Source organism: Bowmanella sp. JS7-9 (assembly GCF_004329715.1).
Classification (GTDB): domain Bacteria; phylum Pseudomonadota; class Gammaproteobacteria; order Enterobacterales; family Alteromonadaceae; genus Pseudobowmanella; species Pseudobowmanella zhangzhouensis.
The window spans coordinates 317,642-340,907 of sequence record NZ_JXSY01000005.1 but is presented as its reverse complement, the minus strand read 5'-3'; the positions used below and the strand labels follow the sequence as shown (position 1 = coordinate 340,907).

The window sequence follows — 23,266 nt, the reverse complement described above, 5'->3', positions numbered from 1 at the left end:
AAATGAGCACGCCAATTGATGTGGTGATTTTCTGGGTGGACGGTAATGATCCTGTTCACCGACAAAAGCGTCAGCATTATCTGGCTGACTTTGAGCTGGAGTCTGCGCAAAATAGTGAGCAATCCACCGACGATAAACGCTTTGTTCAGCATGATGAGCTGAAATATTGTTTGCGCTCGATTCGTCAGCATGCACCCTGGTGCCGCACCATCTGGCTGGTTACTGACCAGCAGGTCCCGGGCTTTTTAGATCCGCACAAGTTAGCGCTGGACGGCATTGAGCTGGTCGATCACCGCACCTTATTCACGGGCGTTGAGCAATATCTGCCGACCTTTAATTCCCGGGCGCTGGCAGCGCGGGTGCATCATATCCCCGGCTTGGCTGAGCGCTATCTGATTGGCAATGATGATGTGATGCTGGCCGGTGACGTGGAAGAGTCGTTTTTCTTTGTCGGCGACAAGCCTGTGATTTACGCCGACTGGCGTGATGAAAGTTGGCCGTTGACCCTTTGGCGGCAGGGGATTCTTAGTGGTGCCAGTCTGATGGGCTTTGACCGCAGCCATTTTATCGAACCGAGCCATGGCTTTTTACCCTTTAGCAAGTCACAAATGGCGCTATTGGAGCAGCAATTCCCTGAGCAATTTCTCAATAACCTCAGATACCGATTCCGCCACGAATCACAAATGCTGGTGGAATCCCTGTACAACCATTACTGCCTGAAACACGACTTATGTGAGTTGCGTGATACCACACCTATGGTGCATTTTAGTTTCCAGTTATGCCGCGAAGGGAGTCAGGAAAAAGTCGCTTTTTTGTTGGAGTTGTTGCACACGGGTCAGCGCAAAATGTTATGCATTAATGAATTTGCGAGCCTTACCGGCCGGTTTTCTTGGGTTGAAGACAAAATTAGTCAGTTTAGTGGCCGACCACTTTGCAGTGAACTCTGCGATTAACAAGGGGGGATGCTATGAGGTTTAATACAAGGGGAATTGGGTGAGTTGGTTTAAGCGGGTTAAGTATTTTTTCATGCCTGCAGACAGGATACTTGCTGAACAGGTCGACGATATCCCCTCAAAAACGCTGGGCATTTACGGTGCGGGAGAACTTGGTCAAGCTGTGGTAGCGTTGTTGCAACAGCGCGGAATTAAACCTGATTACTGGTATGACGGACAGATAAAAGAAGGAACTCATAGCCTGATGCAAATAGCGGTCTATGCTCCCCAGCAACTCGCGGTGCATCAACCTGAAAGACTGATTGTCGCCAGTGAGGCCTACGCAGAGGAGATCAGCAAAAATTGTCGTCAGTTAGGTTATCAGGGTAACCTGATTTGTTTGCACAAATGAACGGTAAGCTAATGCACCAATCCATCTTATTTGTGTTTAAGACACCGATTCTCAATTGTCCGCGACCACGCAGGCTATTTCTGTATTTAAGTCAGACACATACTTGTAAGTACCTTTGTCCAACGGCAATGGATGAACAACCAGATGAGGCCAGATTTGGTTACCTCACTAAAGCGATTCAATCGCCGTTTAAGCGTTGGTTAGCGAAATTTGCCAGCCGATTCAATCTATTGTGGTTAGCCGAAGCGATTCAGGTTGCGAAGTTCCGAATACCTGACATTCAGGATGGGCAATTTGATTATGTTTTTGTCCATGATTTATTTTTATTACCGCGATTCAGTCACTTCAGCAAAACTCGGGTAATTTTTGATGCCAGAGAATATTACCCGACCGAGTTTGCTGAGCAACCCAACTGGGCAAATACCGTTGGGCGACTGGCGGAGTATATGTGCAAAAAGCATATGCCTCGTTGTTATCGGGCGATGACGGTGTCACCTTCCATTCAGGCTAAATACCGCACGCTGATTGGCAAGGAGGTGGCGTTGTTTCCGAGTTTTCCACGTGAGGAGCTTATGGTGCCGGATAAAACGGATTACGTGATAACGCGTCCGTTTCGGTTTATTCACCACGGGAATGCATTTCAGAATCGGGGGCTGGAACGCATGATCGAACTACTAGCGTTGCTGGGAGACGACTTTCAACTGGATATGATGTTAGTGGCTAAACCCGGTAATCAGTATGCGGAGCAACTAAAGGCGCTGATTGCGGGTCAGTCAAATGTAAACTTGTTAGAGCCGGTACATCCTGATTACATCACCAGAGTATGTGCCGAATACGATGCAGGTTTGTATATCATGGAAGAAAATGACAGTCAGAACCGCTATTGCCTGCCGAATAAGTATTTTGAGTTTCTCTACGCTGGTTTACCTGTTATCACCAGTTTTTCTGAGGATATGGCACATTACACCGAAACCTATGGACTGGGTGTGGCCTTCCTGAATGAATCTTTGACACAAATGGCGGATAAAATCAGAACGCTACGCGCAGAGGATTTTATGCAGTATCGCCGGGCAGTGACACGGCATCGCGGCCAGTGGTCGGTGGCCAGTAACGTGCATAACGTGCTACCAGAGCTTTGTGGCGAGGTGGACTGAGGTATGTGTGGTATCAGTGCACTGGTTGATTACAGTCATCCAATACCTCCTTCGGTGTTACAGACCTTCAATCGGGCGTTAATTCATCGTGGCCCCGATAATCAAACCGAAATGCTTTTGGCCGATGGTCGGGCAGGGTTGGGGCACTGCCGTTTGTCGATTGTGGATACCTCGGAGCATGCCAATCAACCGTTTGTCAGCCAAGACAAGCGCTATGTGCTGGTCTTCAATGGTGAAATTTACAATTACGTGGAACTGCGTACTGAGCTTGAAGCAAACGGCGTAATCTTCAGAACTGGCTCGGATACTGAAGTATTGTTACATGCATTTGAGATGTGGCAGGAAGATTGTTTACAGCGCTTCAATGGCATGTGGGCATTTGTCATCTGGGACAATCACACCCGCCGGTTATTTATGAGTCGGGATAGATTTGGCGTTAAGCCCCTGTATTTTCGTTTGGATAAACATGGAATTGCCGTCGCATCTGAACAAAAAGCCTTTGCTGCGCACCCCGGCGGATTGGTAATAGATCCGCAACAAGCAGCTCGATTTGCCTTGTGCCCTGAGGCGGTGGAATCAACCTCCGACACGCTATACCAACATGTGCAAAAATTGTTACCCGGCGAATACGCCTGGTTTTCAGAGCAGGGCGTTTCGCGTCATCGTTGGTGGCACACCTACACAGAAATAAAAAACTTACCTCGACCCGCCTGCAGGGAAGAATTACTCGGATTATTTCAGGATGCCTGTCAGGTGCGGACTCGCACGGACGTCAATATTGCGGTTGCGCTAAGTGGTGGGTTGGACTCATCTGCAGTGACTGGCACGCTATGTACTTTGCCAGACATTCAGCGCGATAAAAAACTCACTGCTTTTGTGGGTTCATTCCCGGATACACCGCAGGATGAATATAAGTGGGCAAAAATGGTGACTGACCATTATCGGCTGCCGTCTCACCGGGTGGCCGTAGACCCTTCTAGGATGGCCAATAGTCTGGTCACCAGTACCAGAAGTCTTGAAGACGTGAATGCCCTGCCGGTTGTTGGTCAGTGGCATGTTTATCAGGGTATGAGGGACGCAGGCTTTAAAGTGTCCATTGAAGGACATGGTGGTGATGAATTGTTAGCTGGGTATTATCGTCACCTTAGCGTTTATGCCGGCGATCTATTGCGTGCGAGACGGGATCCGCTTGAGTTGGCTTATACGATAGGAGCCATATCATCTTCCCGTCCCGGCAGCGATAGCCACTTTGTGCGCAGTACTTTGTTGCAAGCGCCGCAAAGTCAGGATGAATTACATACCAAGCTGACACATGTTTCGCCTTTGCTAAAACAATTATTTGGTCAGCACGAGGTGACGAGTTGGCCGGTGGAAGAACGAAATAACGCGGACTACAACCGCGAAGATCTGTTGTTTCAGAAGCTTTATGAGGACTTTCACTACTATACGTTGCCATATATTCTGAAAAATTATGACCGGCTGTCCATGGCAAATTCTGTGGAGATCCGATCGCCATTTTTGGACTATCGCTTTGTGCTGGCGGCATTTAATTCAGATGCGGCAAATAAGATTCACAGGGGGCAGACGAAGGCCCTGCTTCGACAAAATTTTACCCAAATCCCAGTCGCGATTCGACAGCGGCGCGATAAATCTGGTTTTACTCATCCTCCCCATTGGTTATGTAATGAGTTAGCCGGGTGGTTGACGTCAGTGGTGTCACAAACTCGATTTGTCCAGACAGGTCTATTCGACGGTCGCAAGGCTCAACACCATATTCTGCAGAGCATTCGGGACAAGGATCATCAACAGTTAATGCAGTTGTGGCCAATTATTAATTTGGCTATTTTGGAGTCTGGGTATGACAACCTTACTGACTGAGCGAGTCCGACAGCTCTGCCACCCGTTACCAGCTAACACCCGCGTGGTAGTTTGGGGGGCGGGGCAATTAGGTCAGCAGGTAATGGGCACTTTGCAGGCTGATTGCGCACACCTAGTTTTGTTGGGATATGTTGACCGCAGTATTCAATCCGTACAAATCAGTTCGCAACCGGCAATTTATCCGCTCAGTGCGTTATTGTCTTTACGCCCCGATGTCGTGGTGGTGGCGTCATTGGCATATCAGGCTCAAATAATGGCGGAAATTGCCGACAACTATCCACAGCTCAATGCGGGGGTTGTTAGTCTCTTGCCCACTGGCAATCATAAGAAGTCAGATTTGGCGATGAAAAGTTTAGAACTGAATCAACGGGTATTTGATTGGCCCGATGATCCCAAACTATGGCAGCAACTTGCGCAGCAAAGCGAAGGGGAAGACAGCGCGATTTTTTCGCAGTGTGCGATGATTTTAACGGAACAGCAATGAAGACGACAAAAGACATCCGGATTTTGACGGTAGTGGGCGCCAGACCTCAATTTATTAAGGCCGCGACTGTCTCTCGGGCGATTGCGCAATTTGCCAGTATGCACGAGGTCATTGTGCATACCGGTCAGCACCATGATATCAACATGAGTCAGGTGTTTTTTGATGAAATGCAGATCCCGGCACCAGCATACCAGTTGACGTGTGATGGCAGCGGTCATGGCGCCATGACCGGACAGATGATGCAGCAACTTGAACCTGTTATGCTCACGGAGAAACCAGACGTCGTGTTGGTTTATGGGGATACTAATTCAACACTGGCGGGCGCTTTAACGGCGGCGAAGTTGCATATCCCTGTTGCACATGTGGAAGCTGGTTTGCGTAGTTTTAATATGCGAATGCCCGAAGAAGTTAACCGGATTTTAACCGATCGCATCAGCAGATGGTTATTTTGTCCCACATCAATTGCAGTAAAAAATCTCAATCGAGAGGGTTTTGGACAGTTTGACTGCCATATTAGCCAGCCAGGTGATGTGATGTTTGATGGTGCGCTTTTTTATGCCCAGCGAGCTGAACGGCCAGATAATGTGTCCGATTCCAATTTTATTCTGGCCACCATCCACCGAGCCGAGAATACCGATGACTTGACGCGCCTGACCGGAATTGTGGCTGCCCTAAATCAGGTTAGCGAAACGATGCCCGTTATATTGCCTCTGCATCCACGTACCATGAAAGCGATTCAGCAAGCGGGCTTGTCTTTTGCAGAAAAGGTTAATGTGATGCCACCCCAGGGCTATTTACAGATGGTTTGGTTGATCCAGCACAGCCAACTGGTGCTCACTGACAGCGGTGGCTTACAAAAAGAAGCCTTCTTTTTTACAAAACCCTGCATCACGTTGCGGGATGAAACCGAATGGCAGGAGCTGGTAGATTCGGGAGTGAATCAACTAGCGGGTGCCGACACTGACACCATTGTACGCTGTGTACATGCATGTTTGACAAGCTCATCTGTCAATCACACCCAACCTGCATTGTATGGCGATGGAAATGCCGCGATGCGTCTCGTAACTATATTACAGCAGGACTTGGCCGCAGATTGAGTCCGGCTCTGACCAAAAGGTAAATATGTCACAGTCTACAGACCAGCCTAGTCTGCAAAACACACCGATGTCGCTGGTAGTGTCGACCGGGCGAACGGGTACACAATTTTTTGCCTATATGCTGGACGAGCTGGTGCCGGACTGCCTGGCTGTGCATGAACCCAATCCGGATGGATTTATTCTTGCAACCCAACGTATTCGTGAAGCATTCGGCGATGATGAGGTTATTACGCGTTTTAATAAAATGCGGGCACCGTTGTTTGGTGAGCTAGTGGCAGGGTCTAAAACCCTGTATATGGAGTCAAATAATAATCTGGTGCCATTGTTGTCGGCTTTACTCAGCCATTACCCGCATGCCCGTGTGTTGCATGTGGTGCGCGAACCGATAAGTTACGTGGCGTCGGCACTTAATAACGTGCAAAACAGCACCTACACATTGCACGGCGATACTGATCTACGCAAACGAATCTGCGCGGATGATTTTGCCCACGATCCTTATCATGGGCATTGGCAAAGCCTGACGCAGGTGGAGAAATTAGCCTGGCACTGGCAGGCCTACAATAAGATGATTAGGGAGCAAGCCGCAGGCCACCCACACTATCTGAGTTTGTCATTTGAACGCTTATTTGCCAGTGGCGATCCGAAGCCAATGCAAGCCGCACTGGAGTTTATGACGGGGCGGGAATTTAGTCTGGACAAACTGTCCACGCTGCTTCTGAATAAACAAAATCATCGCGAGCGCGCTGGTCAGCCGCGACAAATAAGACGCCTGACTGAACATGAGCAAGATGCAATATATGCCGTTATTGAGCGTTGTAAGGACGCACATTACCTTGCAGGAAATTTACCCAGGCCAGTGTAACCGGCAGGGGAGCGCTTAACCGCTCGATGGCCGCTCGCTGCGCAGCGACTTGAGACGGCGATGGCATATCTTGTTTCAATGCCGCGAGCAGCGCGTCGGGTAATTCAGCCACAGACGGGATCTGGGTTAATTCGATGCCCTCATCGGTCAGTACCTGATAATCCAGCCAATCACCAGTGATAACCTGATTACCCGCATATAAATGCTCCTGCATGGAGCCGGACAGGGCATCGGTGGGCTGTAAATGGACAAATATCCGACAGACTAAACGTAGCGCTGCGATTTGTTCGGCGGACATATAATCCGTCAGAATCAACACCTGCAGGCTAGATTGGTCTGTTAGTTGGCGGATTTTTTCAATATACGCAGCGCTGCCACCGTATGTCATGGGCAGTACAAAATGGCAGCTTTCAAATTCGTGCTGACGGGCAATCAGAGCCTGCAGAATAGCCACATGTTGTTGCCCGGGAGAGGCACTGTAACCCAGTGTAATCATGGGGTGATTCTTCTCTAAGCCCAGTGACTGTTGCAGCGCCGCTAGTTGTTGCGGCTGGTTTTTGAGAATATCTATGGCGGCCAGGGTATTGAGGGCAAACCGTTGTAAACAGACTGCGGCTGTGGGAACCAGCGAGTGGATGGCTTTCGCCATAAGTGGCGTCTGGCAGCTCACCGTATCGGCCTGACGTATCATTTTCGTGAGAATGTCAGTGCGTTTTTCCCTCAGTAAATCAGAGCCCCAGAAGCTGATCAAAATTCGCCGGGATGCCAGACGATACCAGGGCATAGCGTAGTCATGAATAATGCTGGCGTAATGAATTTGCACCGCATCATAGCGACAGCGATTTTGCCGCCAGAACGTCCAGATGATCACGCCTAACAGCCAGCCGATGCGTGCCCGAGAGCCGATTTTTGCCAGCCACCACAGGCAAAGATGGTTAATATAAACCTGATCAAATGGCGTCGTATCATTCTCGGGTAGCTTGTGGGTCAGACAATCGATACGCCAGCCGGGCTGCTGGTCACGAAGGTTTTTGACATAATCCTTTACGAATGGACTATTGGGGTTTCCCAGCAGCAAAAGCCGGAATCGACTCATAACAACGGATACTCTTTTTTCGCTTTTTCGTAATCTTCGATCATACCAATATCAACCCAATACTCGCGGATCAAATAGCGTCCGATAGGCTGGCCCTGAGCCAGTAGTGTCGTGATGAGGTTATCCATACCGAAGTACGTATCCTCTGGAATGTAATCAAACACTTTCGGCGTCATAAAATAAATGCCGGCCATAATTTCAAAGTTGAGTTCTGGTTTTTCCGTCACGGACAGCAATTGGTCTTCAGACGATTTGACATCGCCGAAGCGAAATGGAGTGGTGATGATTTTGGTACCGACGGTCAGGGCAAAGTCTTTATCGCAGCCAAACTGATAAAAGCGGCTGAAATCCAGTTTGGTAAGAATATCTCCATTCATCATTACAAAGGGCCCGGTTATTTGGTCTCTAATCAGGCTCAGTGGACCGCATGTGCCGAGCGCCTTACTCTCCCGGCTATAAATGAGTTCAACGCCGTAGCGCTCACCATTGCCGAGGAATGACTCGATGTAATCGGCTTTATAGTTCACCGCCAGAAATATCTGTGTCACGCCATGGTCACGTAGTCGTTCTATCTGAATTTCGAGAATCGATTTTTCACCTAATGGCAGCAGAGGCTTAGGCACGACTTCGGTAAATGGCTTGAGCCGGCTACCTAATCCGCCTGCCAGTATGATTGCCTGCATCAAACTCCTCCTGTGACGGTCAACGCCTTAAACGTTATAAAGATGGCTTTTATACACTGCACGGTTTTTATCCTCTCTGAACCAGTCGATGGTTTTTTCCAGCCCTTGCTGCAATGAGTGCGCAGGTTTAAAACCGGTCAGCTGCTGAATAAGTGTGTTATCACACCACAGGCGGTTTACTTCAGACTTTTCCGGGCGTAATCGAACGCTGTCCATTTCTATCTGGGTGTCCGCGCCAATAATCTCCTGAATTAACTGCACTGTTTCAGCTATGGATACCTCATAATTTGAACCAATATTGACAGTTTTCCCTGCCGCCTCATTACAATTTGCTAATGCGATCAGGCCCGCACAGGTATCGCTGACATAATTGAAATCACGAGTGGGGGAAACATCTCCTAATTTAATCGTCGGCGTGTTATCCAATAATTGGGTAATGATAGTGGGGATAACTGCACGTGCACTTTGACGTGGCCCATAGGTATTAAATGGGCGTGCAATTGTCACCGGCAAGTCAAACGCATTGAAAAAACTCATCGCCATTGCATCGGAGGAAATTTTACTGGCGCTGTATGGTGATTGCGGTTGTAACGGGTGTTTTTCATCAATGGGCACGTAGCGTGCGGTACCATAAACCTCGGAAGTGGAAGTTTGTATAAACGTACTGACATTGTTGGCCAGTGCTGCCTGACACATATTGAGGGTGCCATTTACATTGGTATCCACATAACTTTGTGGCGCCTGATAGGAATAGGGTATGGCAATCAGGGCTGCCAAATGGAATACGGTATCCACTCCTTCACATAACGAGCGGCAAAATTGTCCATCTCGGATATCGCCACTGATTACTTCGATATCGTTCAGGCAGTTAGCGTTTTCCAACCAGCCCCAACTGTTGAACGAGTTGTACTGAGCCAACGCCCTGACGTTATAACCTTGGCCATGCAGGTGCTCAACCAAATGTGAACCGATAAAACCATCTGCCCCGGTTACGAGAACTTTTTTCATACTTGTTGTCCTGATTTGGCGACCGTCTGGATAACGGCCTGACAGATTCCATCGATTTCGTTGTCAGTCAGATAAGGGTGCATAGGTAAACTCAGGACAGATTCACTGGCAATTTCTGCCTCTGTGCAGTCGACCTGCAGACTACCCAACAGCGCTGTCTGCAGGTGCAGTGGTTTTGCATAATAAACCATGGAAGGAATGTCTTGAACCGACAGCATTTGCATAATCTCTTGCCGCCTGGAAGCGGGCACCCGAATGGTAAATTGCGCCCACGCGCTGTAATAGCCATCGGGGACAATTGGACAGGTCACCACATCATTGAGACGCATAAGATAGCGTTGTGCTACCCGCTGTCTCGAAACTAACTCATCTTCAAAAATAGCCAGTTTCTCCAATAAAATTGCCGCCTGAATTGTGTCTAACCGACTGTTCTGGCCAATGCGCACATTATCGTACTTGTCAGTACCCTGACCGTGGATACGCAGTGAGCGGCACACTTCAGCCAAGGCATCATCGTTGGTGAAAATTGCGCCGCCATCACCCAGGCAACCAAGCGGTTTGGCCGGGAAAAAACTGGTGGTCGCGATGTCACCAAAGCCACCGCTTCGCTGCTGCCCAATCGCGCCTCCGAATCCCTGCGCGGCATCTTCGATTAATCGCAATTGATACGTCTGGCAGAGCTGGCTGATGACAGGATAGTTAGCCGGAAGCCCAAATAAATCGACGGCTATCACCGCTTTTGGGGTCAGTTTTGCTTCAGCTTCAACCTGTTTGATGGCGCGTTCCAGCGACGCTGGACAGAGGTTATAGGTCAATGGGTCGATATCAACAAAAAACACTGACGCGCCAGTGGCAGGAACCACTTCAGCGGTTGCGAAAAATGAAAACGCGGTAGTAAATATCACGTCGCCAGGTCCCAGATTAAGGGCGGCGAGCGACAGGCTTAACGCATCGGTACCATTGGCACAGCTGATACAATGTTTAACCCCGGTAAATTCAGCGAGTTTTTTTTCTAACTCAGAAACTTCCGGGCCGCTAATGAACTTGCCATGGTTCAGTACCCGCGCGATGGCCTGATCCACTTGTGGACGGATCCGTGTTAATTGGGCGTTGAGGTCTATAAACTGCATTCAGCTCTCTTTCCGAACGACATTATCTTTTAGCGTATAAACACTACCCGTGTGTTCGCAGCGAGCCTGTCCCCGCCCACTAACAGGTAAGTTGAGGCGTTCACCAAATTCACTCATCCAGCCAATCTGGCGGGCAGGTACGCCCACCATCAGGGCATAATCCTGTACCGGCTTGTTGATGACAGAGCCAGCGCCGATAAAAGCGTAGCGACCGATAGTCACACCGCAGACGATAGTGCAATTTGCACCCAGGGTAGCCCCCTGTTTTACCAGTGTCGGACGGTATTCTGATTTACGTTCCACGGCGCTTCTGGGGTTGTAGACATTAGTAAAAACCATTGATGGACCGCAGAATACATCGTCTTCCAGCGTGACGCCCTCGTATACCGAGACATTGTTCTGGATCTTTACGTTATTGCCGATATGTACACGGTCGCCAATAAACACATTTTGGCCCAGTGAACATTTTTGTCCGATCACGGCAGATGCGCAGATATGAACCCAATGCCAGATACGGCTGTCGCTGCCAATTTGGGCTCCATCATCAACGATAGCGCTGGGATGGCAAAAATACTCACTCATGACAGTGCCTTGATAGCAAAGGGATGCAAGTCGTCACCATTGATATCCGCCTTTTGGTTGCGAATATCTGATACGGTTTCGATTGCCACACGGTTATCCTCCAGGGTGAATCCCTGCCCACTTAAAATATGCTCGTAGCTTCGGGTATGTAAATCGGTAAAACCGTCGGAGAATTCCAGTTCCTGCCCGTCAATGGTGATGCTTCGAAAAGTGCGTTGCCCCTGTTGCACTGCGCTGGTGGGTAACGAGCGCTCATCGGTGGATAAGAACCAGCGAACCCGCGCTTTCTCATATTCTAAATAGCCAGATGCGCTGTTTTCCTGGTTGATGTGGACGCGATTATGCTGCAGCTTGCCAAACAAAAAATGCAGCATGTCGAAGAAGTGCACGCCAATATTGGTAGCTATCCCCCCCGATTTTTTTACATCACCTTTCCAAGACACGTTGTACCAATTCCCTCTGGACGTGATATAGGTCAGATCTACCTCTTTTTTGGATGTGTCTGATACAGCATCCAACTGTGCTTTGAGGCCAATGATGGTGGGGTGCAGGCGCAATTGCAAAATAGTGTTGACCCGAAAACCGGATTCGCGTTCCAGTTCCTGCAGACCGTCAATATTCCAGGGATTGAGCACCAGAGGCTTCTCACAGATCACATGACTTTCAGAGCGCAGACCAAATCGCACATGGGAATCATGCAGATAGTTCGGCGAACAAATCGACACGAAATCAATAGATTCACCTTTGCGGCGTTTTTTATCGATATGGCGATCGAATCGCTCAAATTCGGTAAAAAAGTCACAATTTGGGAAGTAGCTATCAATGATTCCGACTGAATCATTGGGATCCAGTGCGGCCACCAATTGGTTTTGGGTATCTTTTATTGCCCGCATATGACGTGGTGCGATGTAACCCGCGGCACCAATCAAAGCAAATTTTTTCATATCAGTCCGCCTTTTGCTGCGAGTAGGTTGATCGGGTTATCGACGAAATATGCATTTTATTTATTTCCTTGACCCATTCTCGGCAATTTGCTGCATTTTCGAGAAACCAGCTTGGTTTATCACAATGACTAAATCCTGAGGTGTAGGGGGGTGAAATACCTGTCGGCCACGGGTACCGAATCCATCGATCAATTGCTCAGGTCTAACCTGCGCCGTTGCAGGAATCCAAATATAGCTGCCAAAGTCAACATAATGCCCGATGGCGTCCAGCCCACTAAAGTATTGCTCGTATGGTTTGTGGGGTGAATCGTTGGCTAAAAATCTCACTTTTGCAATGATGCAACCGCGGCTGAAATTTGCCTGACGTAATGAGCTGCATAAATTAATCACCAAATTTGAATACCATACAGGAGCGATGCCATTCAGGATGTCGGTCGTATCAAGTGAAAGCCGATGAAACCCAGGTAACATAATGGTTAGTTGGCTGTTCGAAACGATGTTCCCAGTGGCGCTCAGGTCGCCATGGGGCAGGATAACCAGATGATAATCTGCGGTCTCCTGTTGCGAGTCTCCACGATTCAACCATAGAACCCGCCAGTTCGCTTTATCTTGTGCAGAGGCGCGCCAAGCGGGTATTTGTTGCAGCCAGTCGCTTTGTAACTGCGTGTCACCATGAACTTCCAAATGACAGACACTTGTGGCGACCCGTTTAATCCAGCTGCTCATTCTTGCCGACGAGAACGAGCTGACGGTATCAAACTTCGCGGGCTGTTGCAGATAATCACCCACTATATCTGCTAATGCCTGCTTCCACATGTCGAGGGCCACGCCTAAAGCCTCTTTTTCTGACTGATTAACACTCAGCACTTTACTTAAAAACGCATTGGTGTAGTTCATGCTGCCGTAGAACAAGTAAAACAGCAGAGATTTACTGGTTTTATAAGAGGCAAACAGCAGGATCCGCTGCTTTTCAATCAGTTGGTCAATAGACTCGGGCGTGGCTTCGGTTGCATCCACCAACTGCTGCAATTTATTCAGCTCAGTATGCAGTACATCGGGCCTGAAATGGGCGTCAAAGCGCGCTGGATAATGGCTGTAATCCTCTACTGCTGTAAATGCCTTCTCGTGTAAAAAATGCAGTGCCTGCTGCTTGGTCTCAGCTGCGCTGGTGATCAGCATGAAGTCCAGATTGAGCGGGGTGGCGCCTGCGATTTTAGCGCCATCACTACAGTTAAAGCATTCTACCTGTCGATGATTGGCCAGCGCCTGCTCGATAATGGTTTTGGAGACTTTGAATTCATGCTTGGTAAATACCATCGGGCGGAAATTGCCCGGTACCCGCAGTGCGGTATGATTGCGCTCCCGGTAGTTATATAACTCTTCACCTTGCTGATCGTAATAGCCGGATTGCTTGCTATGGTGATGTTTGTCATCCACAAAGCCTAAATCCACACCAAGCAGATAAAGCTGGGTAAAGCCCAGTTCACAGAACAGATTCACTACCAGGTTTGACACGGTTGGAAAGGCAAATTTCAGCTCATGAAAACGGCCTTTTCCTAACACCTCGGTGGCGGATACGGTGGATGACTCACCATCTTTCAGGGCGATCAGCACATCTTTAAACAGGTCGCAGGTATCCGGGTGAATGCCGTTACAGGAAATCAGGGTAATCTGTTTTAGAAACTCAAAATCACCGACCCGCGAACACCAGTCAAAGGTGGAACGGTTTTGCTCAATTTCCGCGTGGTAATCCGGCACAATACCGGCTTTTTGCAATGGCATCAGCGCGGTACCGCAGGAAATCACGATAGCCTGATCGCGATATTCGCGAATGGCGTCCAGGCTGGCATCCAGCGACGGGCCATTACCCACAACAAAGACCGGCACTTCACCTAGCTCAAACGGAATAGGGCGGGTTTTGCGATCTGTCAGCAAATGATAGCCGCGTCGCAGTGTTTCGGTGGTATGGGCAATCCCATAGCGGGCATGGTCAAAATATTCTCCCATGCTTATCACCACCTGCAATTGTTCGCGCAGATTGGCGACTGCGTCACTCAGATTAGGATTGTGATAGCTCTGATAAAAATAGGTGTTGGCCAGGTTATATGGCCCGATGGCGTAAAATTGATGGAGTAAATCGCGAAACAGGTTGCTGCCATCATCACCCACATTGAGATAAATACGCCAGCCATTATCGTCGACCTGTTTGAGAATCTCAGCCCAGTCGATGGCAAAAAGTGAGGCGTAAAAAAAGTCACGATTAGGCTCGCAGATAAACAGCTTTTCCACCCGGTGGCCGTCCAGCAACGCCTGTAACTGATAGCCGCTGCCCAGCCCAAACATGATGAGCGATTTAATCGTATCCGGCAGGGTGCCGCGCTTTTCTTCCAGCCTGGCCATCAGGGATTCGGTCTTGGCCACGTACTGATAATGCAGGTAGTTTTTGAGTTTTTCGCCCTTGTATCCAAGTACTAAACCATCTTTGTTGGGGTGATTAACAAAGTTGTCGCTATTGAGCCGGCCATCCTCGGCAGGGCTTTTGCTGTAAAGTAGCGCCAAATCACTTAAATCTAAGAGATTGACCTCATCTCCTGCGGCGACCGGCCACCAGTAGCGGGGCGTGTAATCACGAAATTGCGCGGCAATATCCGGGAAATAATGGCTGAATGCAGCCATATTTTGCTGAAAACGCGGGTGGTGTTCGCTCTTGCACACGGCCAGTTGCTCTGGTTCAGCCAGCGCGCAAAACAGCGGTTTATAGGCAGCGAAATCATCGCGCTTGAGGCGCAGCCCTTGGGCCGCTATTTGCGGCCAGCTGCGCAACATCAGATCCTGCTCAATGCCGTCAAATACCGGATGGTGGTAGTGCTTATACAGATAGAAACCAGCAATGCCTGCGTGTTGCTGCAATTCCTGCATGTTTTCCACCAAATCGCGGCCATCTTTGCCGCTGAGCATAAACAGCAGGGTATTTTTTTGTTGAGCTAAGTCGAGAATCTGCTGCCAGTCACCCACCAGTGATGAGCTGTGCAGATACTGTAATTCCGGTTCATATACCACCAGATGACGAATCCGATGCTGTTGCAACAACGTGGCTAAATGCTGACCCAGCCCCAGGCCGAACACTACCAGAGTGTCAACCTCTTCAGGCAACGGGGAACGTTTGGCGATGGCTGCCGCACGCGTAGCGACATCGTCCGTACTGTGGTGTAGGGGATGCTGGTTAGCCAGATCAATAAACAGTGGATGTTGTTGCCAGTGCTGCAGGTGCGTCGTTATTTCCTGCTGCGGTTCAAGGCCATATAAAACACGGCCAGTACCATAATCTACAATATTATGGCCGCCCGATTTGTTGCAAAAAATCGAGATATTCTGCGATCTCACCTGTTCCAGTTCAGCCGCGACCGAAGGCATGTGAGCCCGCAGCGCGCGCATATTTTGCTGAAATTGCGCAGCGATAAAATCCGCTTGCAGATCTTCCAATGCTGTTTGGGCGTCTTCATCCTGATGTAAATGCAATCGAATGTCTTTTAACATGCGGCCTCTGGCACCCTTGCTGCTACCTAGTTTCGCCCAACGGCGAATTTAGCGATAAATTTCAATTAATTAGGATTGTAATCGGTCGTATCAGCGCTGACCAGCCTTGCTTGGTCGCACGCTACTATGGGTATATCGGCAAATACCCGAGGATACAAAACCACACCTTTGCCATAGTGCGCAACATTTAACCAATGCCGCCGAAGTGCTAAACTCAAGCAAGGTAGTCGGTATACCGACGGGAGGCAGATATGATTAATTTCAACACATCATCGGATAACAGCTCAGCACTGGCGCAGTTACAGGAAAAGCAAAAGACCCTGTTTGAGCGTCTCGCTTCGGGTAAGCGGGTTAACAGCGCCGCTGACGATGCGGCAGGGCTGCAGATAATCGATAGGTTGACCTCTGAGGTGTCTGGTTATCGTCAGTCTGTGACCAATGCTTATGACGGTATTTCATTATCGCAGGTGGCCGAAGGCGGTCTGTCAGGCATCAGCAATGATGTTAATCGCATTCGTGAGCTGACGGTACAGGCTGGTAATGGCATTTTAAGTGCCGCAGACAAAAAGGCCATTCAGGGCGAGATCAGCGCCCTGCAAAGCAATATTAATCAAACCATAGAGCAAACCAGCTTCAACGGTAAGCAGCTGCTTAGCGGTGATGGCTCGCTGGACTTTCAGGTAGGCTCTGCCGCGGGCCAGAAAATTTCTGTGGGTACACAAGACGTGGCGTCCGGTTTAACCGATGTGCTGAATATCGATGTGACCACAGGCAGCGTGGATGATGCACTTAAAGCTGCTGATGCTGCGGTGGATTATGTGGGCAGTGCCCGCGCGGATTTAGGTGCCACACAGAATCAGTTTGAGTCTGCTGCGCGCAATTTGGGTAATCAGGAAGTCAATGTGGCCGCTGCGCGCAGCCGTCTGCAGGATACTGATTACGCTCAGGCCACTGCGGATCAGGCCGCCAATAATATTTTGAGTCAGGCTTCGCTGTCGGTGCAGGCACAGGCTAATCAGCAACGGGGTCAGGTACTGGCACTATTGGGCTAGCGATATTTCAGTAAGAAAAAAGCGCCTTTTGGCGCTTTTTTTACGGCTGTAGCGGGCAAAGATTGTGTGGAAAATCTGCAATCAGAAAAGTTGACGCGCAATCGCGGTTGCGTCAAATAACTGACGGGTTACAATCAATCCATAACAATAACGATAGTCTTTCATAATCAGGTAGTTAATGAGCGACGTTCTGGTAATCAGTCAGCAATCTGCGCGTAGCGACAGTTTGCAAACCATCTTGTCCTTTGTGGGCGAATCCTGTCAGTGTGTGCCGTTTTCGGCCGCGGTTGCTACATTAACGGCGCAGGGCTTTGCCAAAGCCGTGCTAATTGACGGTGAAGATCCACAACTGGCGAATGATGTCGCCGAAAAGTTTCCCGCTATTCCGTTTGTGTTGATGTCTGATGCAAAGCCAAACGGGCTACCTGCGAATATCGTTGGGCATCTATCTGAACCGTTTAACTACCCGAACCTGACCAATATGCTGCACCGCTGCGAGCAGTATCAGCGTATGGCACCGGGTAAGGGCTCACCGGGTAAAACCAAATTATTCCGTTCACTGGTGGGTAAAAGCGCCGGCATTCAGGCCGTGCGTCATATGATTGAAAAAGTCGCGCCCACCGATGCCAATGTCCTGATCCTGGGTGAATCGGGTACAGGTAAAGAGGTGGTCGCGCGCAACCTGCATTTTATGTCGGCCCGCAAAAACGGTCCGTTTGTGCCGGTTAACTGTGGTGCCATCCCAGGGGAGTTACTGGAGTCGGAATTATTCGGTCATGAAAAGGGCGCGTTTACCGGCGCAGTCAGCAGCCGCAAAGGGCGTTTTGAACTGGCCGAAGGTGGCACCCTGTTTTTGGATGAAATCGGTGATATGCCACTGCAAATGCAGGTTAAGTTGTTGCGGGTGTTACAGGAACGCAACTACGAGCGGGTCGGCAGCAGTAAACCGATTCCGTGCAATGTACGCATCATTGCCGCCACCCACCGCAATCTGGAAACCATGGTCGAACAGGAAAAGTTCCGGGAGGATCTGTTCTATCGTCTGAATGTGTTCCCAATTGAAACGCCGGCACTGCGCGAACGGGTGGAAGACGTACCGCTGTTGTTGCAGGAATTGATCACACGGATGAAATCTGATGCCTGTGAGTCATTGCGTTTTACCGAAAAGGCCATGCAATCCCTGATGGAGCATAGCTGGCCGGGCAACGTGCGTGAGTTGTCTAACCTGGTGGAACGCCTGAGTATTCTGTTCCCCAACCAGATCATCGATGTAGCCGATTTACCCCAGAAATATCAGTATGTTGCCGGCGATGATTTTCAGCCCGACTATCCGGAAGAACTACTGGAGCGTGAGGCGATTAACGAGCTGTTTGGCGGCTCGCTCAGCGATGAAGAGATCAATGCCGAATTGCAGGGCACTCCGGCTGCTAATGGTCAGTTGCCAGCCGAGGGATTGAATCTGAAAGAATACATCTCCGACCTGGAACTGAGCCTGATTCAACAGGCGCTGGATCAGCATGAATGGGTGGTAGCACGCGCGGCGGAATTGCTGGGTATGCGCCGCACCACGCTAGTTGAAAAAATGCGTAAATACAACTTAAACCGCGACGAATAAAATCGCGGTTTACCCCTTCTCTTATCTCATTTTTTGCAGTTAACTTACTGAATATATTAAAGTAATTTTTGGCATGCTCATTGCAAACACACTCAGTGTCTGAATTTTGACATGAGGTGAGTATGACAATGAGTAAGCCGCACAATGCCGCCAATATGGTGCTGTGTGATGCCGCCGAGGTGCAGGGTTTGCGTCAGCAAAGCGAGCGACTGGCGCATTTACTTGATGTTATGCCTGCGGGTGTCGTAGTGGTGGATAACACGGGGACGGTCAAGCAGGCCAACCGTGTGGCGATTGAATTGCTCGGCAAACCGCTGGAAGGCCAAGCCTGGCGGACTATTATTGCCCGCTCATTCCGCCCACAGGCCGACGACGGTCACGAAGTGTCATTGCATGATGGCCGCAAAGTAAAATTACAGATCTGCCCGTTACAAAACGAGCCGGGGCAGCTGATTGTGCTGACCGACCTCACCGAAACCCGTCGTTTACAGGAGCGGGTTAGTCATATGCAACGTCTGTCATCGCTGGGGCGCATGGTAGCGTCACTGGCCCATCAGATTCGTACACCGTTATCGGCAGCAATGTTATACGCGGCGAATATGGGCAGCAGTATGCTGACCGAAGCCGCGCGTCAAAAATTCACCGAAAAATTATTATCCCGTCTGAAAGATTTAGAGCAACAGGTCAATGACATGTTGTTATTTGCTAAAAGCGGTAGCGAGCAGGTGGTGGGTGAAATCTCCCTGCAGCAACTGCTGCAGGAAGTCCAGCAGGGCAGTGAAGCCATGTTGCAGCACGCTAACACCGAATTGCAGGTATCGTTGCCGGAGCCGGATATTCTGGTGCTGGGCAATAAAACCGCGCTGGCCAGCGCGTTGCAAAACCTGATTCATAATGCCTTACAGCATGTGGGGGAGCGCCCCTGCATCTGGTTATCCGCCACGCGCAGCAATAATTCGCCGGGACAGGTGGATATTCAGGTCCGTGACAATGGTTGTGGCCTGGCAGATAAAGTCAAAGGCCGACTGTTTGAACCTTTCTTTACTACCCGTAGCCAGGGCACCGGCCTTGGTCTGGCGGTGGTTAAAGCTGTGGCGCAGTCCCACAAAGGGCAGGCGCTGGCAGACAACCATCCGGATGGTGGCGCGGTGTTTACCCTGCGCTTGCCCATAGAAAAACTATCTTCGTCTCAGACCGCAGCAGTTTTACAGGAGCGTAGTGCATGAGCAGAAAAATCCTGATTGTTGAAGATGACGCCGGCTTGCGTGAAGCACTGGTGGATACCCTATTATTGGGTGGCTACGACATTGTTGAGGCAGACAGTGCCGAGGCTGCCATGTTGCAATTGGGGCGGCATAAAATTGATTTGGTGGTCAGCGATATTCAAATGGGCAGCATGAGCGGCCTGGACTTATTACGCTCTATCAAAGCGCGCCATGCCGAGGTACCGGTACTACTGATGACCGCCTATGCCACCATCGATGATGCGGTACAGGCTATGCGCGATGGGGCCACCGATTATCTGGCCAAACCCTTTGCGCCGCAGGTATTACTCAATCTAGTTGACCGCTATGCGCCGGCACCGGCGATTGAATCCCGTCAGCCTGTGGTAGGTGATCCCAGTTCTGAAGAATTGCTGCATCTTGCTACCCGTGTCGCACGTGCCGATGCCACCGTGATGGTGCTTGGCCCCAGTGGTTCGGGTAAAGAAGTGTTAGCGCGCTATATCCACGACAAATCCGCCCGCGCCGACAAGCCATTTGTGGCGATTAACTGTGCGGCCATCCCGGAGAATATGCTGGAAGCGACCTTGTTTGGTTATGAAAAAGGCGCGTTTACCGGTGCATTACAGGCATGTCCGGGAAAATTCGAACAGGCCCAGGGTGGCACCTTGCTACTGGATGAAATTACCGAGATGGACTTAGGCCTGCAGGCCAAGATTCTGCGTGTTCTGCAGGAAAAAGAAGTTGAACGCCTGGGCAGTCGTAAAACCATCGCGCTGGATGTACGCGTGATCGCCACCAGTAACCGTGATTTAAAAGAGGCGGTACGCCGTGGGATCTTCCGCGAAGATTTATATTATCGCCTGAATGTATTCCCTTTGATGTGGCGTCCGCTGTCACAGCGTCCTGGCGATATTATCCCGCTAACCGAGCACTTGATTGAGCGTCATTGTGAGCAAACCCATTGTCCGCAGTTAAGCGCTGCGGCCAGAGCCAAACTGCAGCATTATGATTGGCCGGGCAACGTACGTGAGCTGGAAAACGTCGTGCAGCGTGCCTTGATCCTGTGTGATGGCGAACTAATAGACAGCCATGATCTGATGATCGATGTCAGCCAGACGCCGCAACTGGTTTCAGCCAGTCAGGTGCTGGAGGCCAAAGAGCCGGTGCTGGGTGCGGAGCTTCGTCACCAGGAGCATCAGATTATTCTCGATGCGTTACAGACTTATCAGGGCAAGCGCAAAGTGGTAGCCGAAAAGCTCGGCATCAGCCCGCGTACCCTGCGTTACAAACTGGCGCGTATGCGCGAGGATGGCATTGAGGTGCCAGCCTGAACCCGATTCAAACATTCCGCTTGTTTGGACTTTTTGGGGGCGTCGCTGACGCCCCTTTTTTTTCGTCAAAAATCCGCCATTTTCTATCTGTTAAATAAGTTATCTGTCTGTATTTAAACAATATTTTATCTTTGGCGCGATTGTTGCAGTCTGGCGTTATTGATCGCATTAAACGACTTTTTGACAGGTGAACCATGGATATCAAAGCACAAAGCCTCCTGAGAGAAATGCAGGCACTAAGCATGCAGGCTGGCGCCGGTATCGGTGAAGCACAGGCCATTCCGGTTAATCCCAATGGTAAAAATTTTGCGGATATGCTCAGTCACGCCCTCGACACCGTGAATGGCATGCAAATGGAGTCAAAGGATCTGCAGCAGCGATTTGAAATGGGTGAGAAAGGCCTGAGTTTGGCGGATGTCATGATCGCCAAAGAGAAATCCAGTATTGCGTTTGAGGCCACCGTGCAGGTGCGCAACAAGGTGCTGGAAGCCTACAAACAAATTATGAACATGCCAGTGTAAGGTTGAGAGGTAACACAAGTGGCAGAAGCAACGGGAACAGAACTGGCATTGGCCGATGACCATATGGGTCAGGACGGGCCAGCCAAGCCTTCACTGGCGGACCAACTGACCAGCGGTGATATGCTGCGCCAGATCATGCTGGCCGTGGTGGTGATCATCAGTCTGGCGATTGTGGTGATGGTCGGATACTGGTCATTGCAGCCAGAATTTCGTCCACTGGCCAAACTCAGCACCAGTGAATTGATTGAAACGCTGGATTATCTGGATGCTAATCAGATTGAGTATCAGCTCAAAGGTGACACGGTTTACGTCCGCGAAAATGAATACGATAACGTCAAACTGGGTCTAAGCCGTCAGGGTATCAGCCGCGATCCTTCCTCTGCTGGCAGCGAAATCATCATGCAGGATATGGGCTTTGGTGTCAGCCAACGGGTTGAAGCCGAGCGTTTAAAACATGCCCGTGAGCAACAGCTGGCACGCACCATTGAAGAATTAGGCTCCATTGCCCGCGCCAAAGTGTTGCTGGCGATGCCAAAAGAAAACGTCTTTGCCCGTCGCGAGAAGCTGGCCAGTGCCACTGTGGTACTGACATTACGCCGCGGCGCGGTGTTATCATCCGAAGAAGTGGATGCGGTAGTGGATATTGTCGCCTCTGCGGTACAGGGTATGGAACCGTCCCGGGTTACCGTCACCGATAATGCCGGGCGTCTGTTGAATTCAGGCTCACAGGATTCGTTATCCGCCCGTTCACGCAAAGAATATGAGTTAGAAAAGCAGCGCGAAGATGAAGTGCTGGCCAAGATTGATTCGATCCTGATTCCTATTGTCGGTCTGGGTAATTACACCGCACAGGCCGATGTCACCCTGGATTTCACCGCAGTAGAACAAACCGAAAAACGCTTTAACCCGGATCTGCCGGCGGTACGCAGTGAAATGACGGTGGAAGAGAATTCTGTGGGAAGCGTGATTGCCGGTATTCCGGGCGCACTGACCAATCAACCACCGGTCAACTCGGATATTCCTGAGCAAGCCAATGGTGGCAATGGTAATGCCACCACCCCGGGGCGCAATATGAAAGAAGCGACCCGCAATTTTGAGCTGGATACCACCATCAGCCACACTAAGCAGCAAACCGGTGTGATGCGCCGCCTGACGGTATCCGTCGCGGTGGATTATCAGGCCACAACTGACGCCGACGGCAATCCGGTCAATACCCCGCGCAGTGCCGAGGAGCTGGTGAATATCCGTCGTTTGTTGCAGGGCGGCTTAGGCTTCAACGTCAATCGTGGTGATAGTCTGGAAGTGGTCAGCATTCCGTTTAATCGCGCTGACGATGGCATTATTGAAGAAGTGCCGCTGTGGGAGCAGCCATGGTTTATGCAGGTGGCTAAGTTAGCCATCGGTGGCTTGATCGTTATCGTACTGATCATCTTTATTGTCCGCCCAATGTTGAACAAGTTGTTGTTCCCAGAGAAAGCCAATGAAAGCGACGATATGGATGCTGATGTAGGTCTGGATTTGGGCGATGAGACCCTGTCGATGCTGGCTAGTGAATTTGATGAGTCGTCGATTGGCTTCTCACCGGATGGCTCCCTGATGATGCCGGACTTACACAAAGATGAAGATATACTTAAAGCAGTACGCGCATTAGTGGCGAATGAGCCTGAACTATCTGCACAGGTAGTTAAAGGCTGGCTGATGCAGGATGAGTAAAGGGGTACC

At 50.0% G+C, this 23,266-nt stretch carries 20 protein-coding genes; 13 read left to right on the top strand and 7 right to left on the bottom strand.

What is annotated here, in order from left to right; translation table 11 throughout:
* The first annotated feature begins 2 nt into the window (after positions 1 to 2).
* The 7 genes from TK45_RS04140 (at position 3) to TK45_RS04110 (ending at position 6,819) form a co-directional block, all read left to right on the top strand.
* On the top strand, positions 3 to 953 hold the full coding sequence (locus tag TK45_RS04140; RefSeq protein WP_131257360.1) for a Stealth CR1 domain-containing protein: 951 nt from the start codon (positions 3 to 5) through the stop codon (positions 951 to 953).
* A 40-nt stretch (positions 954 to 993) separates the two neighbouring features.
* A complete protein-coding gene (locus TK45_RS04135) occupies positions 994 to 1,344 on the top strand; it encodes a hypothetical protein (protein WP_131257359.1) in 351 nt (116 codons plus the stop codon).
* Between the two features lie 128 nt (positions 1,345 to 1,472).
* A complete protein-coding gene (locus TK45_RS04130) occupies positions 1,473 to 2,498 on the top strand; it encodes a hypothetical protein (protein WP_131257358.1) in 1,026 nt (341 codons plus the stop codon).
* Between the two features lie 3 nt (positions 2,499 to 2,501).
* Positions 2,502 to 4,376 (top strand): asparagine synthase (glutamine-hydrolyzing), encoded by a 1,875-nt coding sequence (gene asnB, locus TK45_RS04125; RefSeq protein ID WP_131257357.1) that lies wholly within the window; start codon positions 2,502 to 2,504, stop codon positions 4,374 to 4,376.
* Entirely contained in the window at positions 4,357 to 4,860 is a 504-nt protein-coding gene (locus TK45_RS04120; protein ID WP_131257356.1) for a nucleoside-diphosphate sugar epimerase/dehydratase, read from the top strand. Before asnB ends, TK45_RS04120 begins: the two co-directional genes overlap by 20 nt.
* Positions 4,857 to 5,957: a non-hydrolyzing UDP-N-acetylglucosamine 2-epimerase gene (gene wecB, locus TK45_RS04115; RefSeq protein WP_217350804.1), complete on the top strand. Its 1,101-nt coding sequence runs from the start codon at positions 4,857 to 4,859 to the stop codon at positions 5,955 to 5,957. Before TK45_RS04120 ends, wecB begins: the two co-directional genes overlap by 4 nt.
* Positions 5,958 to 5,982: 25 nt before the next feature.
* Positions 5,983 to 6,819, top strand: a complete 837-nt coding sequence (locus TK45_RS04110) for a hypothetical protein (RefSeq protein ID WP_131257355.1) — start codon at positions 5,983 to 5,985, stop codon at positions 6,817 to 6,819.
* Here the strand turns inward: TK45_RS04110 and TK45_RS04105 are convergent.
* Genes TK45_RS04105 through TK45_RS04075 form a run of 7 tightly spaced genes read right to left on the bottom strand, consistent with a single transcriptional unit; the run spans position 6,761 to position 15,799 of the window.
* Positions 6,761 to 7,915: a glycosyltransferase gene (locus TK45_RS04105; protein ID WP_131257354.1), complete on the bottom strand. Its 1,155-nt coding sequence runs from the start codon at positions 7,913 to 7,915 to the stop codon at positions 6,761 to 6,763. The two genes, TK45_RS04110 and TK45_RS04105, sit on opposite strands and share 59 nt — an antisense overlap.
* A complete protein-coding gene (locus tag TK45_RS04100) occupies positions 7,912 to 8,598 on the bottom strand; it encodes a sugar phosphate nucleotidyltransferase (protein ID WP_131257353.1) in 687 nt (228 codons plus the stop codon). Before TK45_RS04100 ends, TK45_RS04105 begins: the two co-directional genes overlap by 4 nt.
* Positions 8,599 to 8,625: 27 nt before the next feature.
* On the bottom strand, positions 8,626 to 9,606 hold the full coding sequence (locus tag TK45_RS04095) for an NAD-dependent 4,6-dehydratase LegB (protein ID WP_131257352.1): 981 nt from the start codon (positions 9,604 to 9,606) through the stop codon (positions 8,626 to 8,628).
* Positions 9,603 to 10,736 carry a DegT/DnrJ/EryC1/StrS aminotransferase family protein gene (locus tag TK45_RS04090; RefSeq protein ID WP_131257351.1) on the bottom strand — a complete coding sequence of 378 codons (1,134 nt, stop codon included), beginning with the start codon at positions 10,734 to 10,736 and terminating at the stop codon, positions 9,603 to 9,605. Before TK45_RS04090 ends, TK45_RS04095 begins: the two co-directional genes overlap by 4 nt.
* Entirely contained in the window at positions 10,737 to 11,318 is a 582-nt protein-coding gene (locus tag TK45_RS04085) for an acyltransferase (RefSeq protein ID WP_131257350.1), read from the bottom strand. It abuts the gene before it with no gap.
* Positions 11,315 to 12,262 (bottom strand): Gfo/Idh/MocA family protein, encoded by a 948-nt coding sequence (locus tag TK45_RS04080; protein ID WP_131257349.1) that lies wholly within the window; start codon positions 12,260 to 12,262, stop codon positions 11,315 to 11,317. Before TK45_RS04080 ends, TK45_RS04085 begins: the two co-directional genes overlap by 4 nt.
* A gap of 60 nt (positions 12,263 to 12,322) precedes the next feature.
* Positions 12,323 to 15,799, bottom strand: coding sequence for a 6-hydroxymethylpterin diphosphokinase MptE-like protein (locus TK45_RS04075; RefSeq protein ID WP_131257348.1), 3,477 nt, complete (start codon positions 15,797 to 15,799; stop codon positions 12,323 to 12,325).
* 251 nt (positions 15,800 to 16,050) lie between these two features.
* On the opposite strand from TK45_RS04075, the gene TK45_RS04070 reads away from it, so the two are divergent.
* The 6 genes from TK45_RS04070 (at position 16,051) to fliF (ending at position 23,257) form a co-directional block, all read left to right on the top strand.
* Entirely contained in the window at positions 16,051 to 16,851 is an 801-nt protein-coding gene (locus TK45_RS04070; protein WP_131257347.1) for a flagellin, read from the top strand.
* Positions 16,852 to 17,029: 178 nt separating this feature from the next.
* Positions 17,030 to 18,466 carry a sigma-54 dependent transcriptional regulator gene (locus tag TK45_RS04065; protein WP_131257346.1) on the top strand — a complete coding sequence of 479 codons (1,437 nt, stop codon included), beginning with the start codon at positions 17,030 to 17,032 and terminating at the stop codon, positions 18,464 to 18,466.
* Positions 18,467 to 18,594: 128 nt separating this feature from the next.
* Positions 18,595 to 19,692 carry a PAS domain-containing sensor histidine kinase gene (locus TK45_RS04060; RefSeq protein ID WP_254426536.1) on the top strand — a complete coding sequence of 366 codons (1,098 nt, stop codon included), beginning with the start codon at positions 18,595 to 18,597 and terminating at the stop codon, positions 19,690 to 19,692.
* The gene (locus tag TK45_RS04055) at positions 19,689 to 21,023 is read left to right on the top strand and encodes a sigma-54 dependent transcriptional regulator (RefSeq protein ID WP_131257344.1); all 1,335 of its coding nucleotides are present in this window, start codon (positions 19,689 to 19,691) and stop codon (positions 21,021 to 21,023) included. The genes TK45_RS04060 and TK45_RS04055 overlap by 4 nt, the downstream gene beginning before the upstream one ends.
* Positions 21,024 to 21,217: 194 nt before the next feature.
* Positions 21,218 to 21,544: a flagellar hook-basal body complex protein FliE gene (gene fliE / locus TK45_RS04050; RefSeq protein ID WP_131257343.1), complete on the top strand. Its 327-nt coding sequence runs from the start codon at positions 21,218 to 21,220 to the stop codon at positions 21,542 to 21,544.
* An 18-nt stretch (positions 21,545 to 21,562) separates the two neighbouring features.
* The gene (gene fliF, locus TK45_RS04045; protein WP_131257342.1) at positions 21,563 to 23,257 is read left to right on the top strand and encodes a flagellar basal-body MS-ring/collar protein FliF; all 1,695 of its coding nucleotides are present in this window, start codon (positions 21,563 to 21,565) and stop codon (positions 23,255 to 23,257) included.
* Positions 23,258 to 23,266: the final 9 nt, after the last annotated feature.

Bases quoted from the DNA above. Each gene is read 5' to 3' on its own strand.
- TK45_RS04130 (WP_131257358.1), top strand. From the start codon at position 1,473: ATGGATGAACAACCAGATGAGGCCAGATTTGGTTACCTCACTAAAGCG.
- TK45_RS04105 (WP_131257354.1), bottom strand. From the start codon at position 7,915: ATGAGTCGATTCCGGCTTTTGCTGCTGGGAAACCCCAATAGTCCATTC.
- asnB (WP_131257357.1), top strand. From the start codon at position 2,502: ATGTGTGGTATCAGTGCACTGGTTGATTACAGTCATCCAATACCTCCT.
- TK45_RS04120 (WP_131257356.1), top strand. From the start codon at position 4,357: ATGACAACCTTACTGACTGAGCGAGTCCGACAGCTCTGCCACCCGTTA.
- TK45_RS04100 (WP_131257353.1), bottom strand. From the start codon at position 8,598: ATGCAGGCAATCATACTGGCAGGCGGATTAGGTAGCCGGCTCAAGCCA.
- TK45_RS04060 (WP_254426536.1), top strand. From the start codon at position 18,595: ATGAGTAAGCCGCACAATGCCGCCAATATGGTGCTGTGTGATGCCGCC.
- TK45_RS04090 (WP_131257351.1), bottom strand. From the start codon at position 10,736: ATGCAGTTTATAGACCTCAACGCCCAATTAACACGGATCCGTCCACAA.
- TK45_RS04140 (WP_131257360.1), top strand. From the start codon at position 3: ATGAGCACGCCAATTGATGTGGTGATTTTCTGGGTGGACGGTAATGAT.
- TK45_RS04065 (WP_131257346.1), top strand. From the start codon at position 17,030: ATGAGCGACGTTCTGGTAATCAGTCAGCAATCTGCGCGTAGCGACAGT.
- TK45_RS04070 (WP_131257347.1), top strand. From the start codon at position 16,051: ATGATTAATTTCAACACATCATCGGATAACAGCTCAGCACTGGCGCAG.
- fliE (WP_131257343.1), top strand. From the start codon at position 21,218: ATGGATATCAAAGCACAAAGCCTCCTGAGAGAAATGCAGGCACTAAGC.
- TK45_RS04085 (WP_131257350.1), bottom strand. From the start codon at position 11,318: ATGAGTGAGTATTTTTGCCATCCCAGCGCTATCGTTGATGATGGAGCC.
- TK45_RS04080 (WP_131257349.1), bottom strand. From the start codon at position 12,262: ATGAAAAAATTTGCTTTGATTGGTGCCGCGGGTTACATCGCACCACGT.
- wecB (WP_217350804.1), top strand. From the start codon at position 4,857: ATGAAGACGACAAAAGACATCCGGATTTTGACGGTAGTGGGCGCCAGA.
- TK45_RS04110 (WP_131257355.1), top strand. From the start codon at position 5,983: ATGTCACAGTCTACAGACCAGCCTAGTCTGCAAAACACACCGATGTCG.
- TK45_RS04075 (WP_131257348.1), bottom strand. From the start codon at position 15,799: ATGTTAAAAGACATTCGATTGCATTTACATCAGGATGAAGACGCCCAA.
- TK45_RS04055 (WP_131257344.1), top strand. From the start codon at position 19,689: ATGAGCAGAAAAATCCTGATTGTTGAAGATGACGCCGGCTTGCGTGAA.
- TK45_RS04095 (WP_131257352.1), bottom strand. From the start codon at position 9,606: ATGAAAAAAGTTCTCGTAACCGGGGCAGATGGTTTTATCGGTTCACAT.